This is a genomic window from Azospirillum sp. B506 (assembly GCF_000333595.1).
Lineage (GTDB): Bacteria > Pseudomonadota > Alphaproteobacteria > Azospirillales > Azospirillaceae > Azospirillum.
The window spans coordinates 1-1,917 of record NZ_BADK01000522.1; the positions used below are offsets into that span (position 1 = coordinate 1).

The 1,917-nt window shown below is 69.4% G+C and carries 2 protein-coding genes; both read left to right on the forward strand.

Going from position 1 to position 1,917, the window contains the following annotated elements; translation table 11 throughout:
- The first annotated feature begins 34 nt into the window (after positions 1–34).
- Positions 35–379, forward strand: coding sequence for a Na+/H+ antiporter subunit C (locus I71_RS15610; protein ID WP_042695768.1), 345 nt, complete (start codon positions 35–37; stop codon positions 377–379).
- Positions 376–1,917 (forward strand): monovalent cation/H+ antiporter subunit D, encoded by a 1,542-nt coding sequence (locus I71_RS15615; protein ID WP_042695769.1) that lies wholly within the window; start codon positions 376–378, stop codon positions 1,915–1,917. Before I71_RS15610 ends, I71_RS15615 begins: the two co-directional genes overlap by 4 nt.

Consider the following 1,917-nt stretch of genomic DNA (forward strand, 5'->3'; position numbering starts at 1 on the left):
TGATGCCTGCCGCGACAGCGATGGGAGACGATTGATGGAACTCATCCTCGCCCTTGGCATCGGCGTGCTGACGGGGTCGGGCGTGTGGCTGCTGCTGCGGCCGCGGACCTTCCAGGTGATCGTCGGCCTCTCGCTGCTCTCCTACGCGGTCAACCTGTTCATCTTCTCGACCGGCGGGCTCCGCACGGGGGCGGCCCCCGTGCTGGAACGGGGGACCGTGGGCCACCTCGCCACCTATGCCGACCCTGTGCCCCAGGCGCTGGTGCTCACCGCCATCGTCATCAGCTTCGCCACCACGGCGCTGTTCCTCGTCCTGCTGCTCGCCGCCCGCGGCCTGACGGGGACCGACCATGTGGATGGCCGGGAGAAGGACCGATGAGCGGCTGGACGGACCATCTGACGATTGCCCCGGTGATCGTCCCGCTTCTGGCCGGGGCGCTGATGATGCTGATCGACGAACGGCGGCGGACGCTGAAGGCCGCCCTCGGCCTGGCGTCGGCCCTGTCCCTGCTCGTCCTGGCGATCCTTCTGCTTCTGTTGGCCGATGGCGTGCCTCCGGGCGGCGGCGAGGCCGCCGTGCACGTATACCGGCTGGGCGACTGGCCGTCGCTGTTCGGCATCGTGCTGGTGCTGGACCGTCTTGCCGCGTTGATGCTGGTGCTGACCGCCATCCTCGGGGTCGCCGCGCTGACCTTCTCGCTGGCGCGCTGGCAGCATGCGGGGGCTCATTTCCATTCGCTGTTCCAGTTCCAGCTGATGGGGCTGAACGGCGCGTTCCTCACCGGCGACCTGTTCAACCTGTTCGTCTTCTTCGAGATCATGCTGGCCGCGTCCTACGGCCTTGCGCTGCATGGCTCCGGCCTCGCCCGTGTCCGGGCCGGGCTGCATTACCTCGTGATCAACCTCGCGGCTTCCCTGCTTTTCCTGATCGGGGTGAGCATCATCTACGGCGTGGCCGGCACGCTCAACATGGCCGAGCTTGCCAACCGCATCGCCGCCGTCGCCGCCGAGGACCGGGCGATGCTGGAGGCGGGGGCGGCGATCCTGGGCATCGCCTTCCTGATCAAGGCGGGGATGTGGCCGTTGGGATTCTGGCTGCCGAACACCTATGCCACGGTCGGTGCCGCGTCGGCGGCCATCATCTCGATCCTCAGCAAGGTCGGCTTCTACGCCGTGCTGCGGCTGTGGCTGCTGATGTTCGGCGAGAGTGGCGGGGCATCGGCAGGCTTCGGCGGCCCGTGGCTGCTGGCCGGCGGGCTGCTGACCATCGCCTTCGGATCGGTGGCCGTGCTGGCAACGCAGAACATGGCGCGTCTGGCCGGTGCGAGCGTCCTGGTCTCCTCCGGCACGCTGCTGGCGGCGGTGGGGGCGGGGCAGGGGGCAGGGCATGGCGCGGTGACCGCGGGCGCGCTGTTCTACCTGACCAGTTCCGTCCTGGCGATCGCCGGCTTCTTCCTTCTGATCGAACTGGTCGAACGCGGCCGCGAACTCGGCGCCGACGTGCTCGCCGTGTCGCGCGAGGCGTTCGGCGAGGACGAGGCGGTGGACGAGGACGATCAGGTCGGTGTCCCCATACCGGCGACCATGGCGATCCTCGGCTCCGGCTTCGTCGCCTGCGCCCTTCTGCTGGCGGGGCTGCCGCCGCTGTCCGGGTTCCTCGCCAAGTTCGCCATGCTGAGCCCCCTGCTGGCTCCTGGCGGCACCGGCGTGCCGGCAACGACCTGGGCGCTGCTTGCCGCGTTCATCCTGTCCGGTTTGGCGACGGTCGTGGCCATGACCCGCACCGGCATCGACGTGTTCTGGGCGTCGCCGGCGGGCACCGTGCCGCGCGTGCGCATCGGCGAACTGGCGCCGGTCATGCTGCTTCTGATGCTGTGCGTGGCGCTCTTCGTCCAGGCCGGCCCCGTGATGCGCTAA

Coding starts and splice junctions, on each gene's coding strand:
- I71_RS15610 (WP_042695768.1), top strand. CDS start 35: ATGGAACTCATCCTCGCCCTTGGCATCGGCGTGCTGACGGGGTCGGGC.
- I71_RS15615 (WP_042695769.1), top strand. CDS start 376: ATGAGCGGCTGGACGGACCATCTGACGATTGCCCCGGTGATCGTCCCG.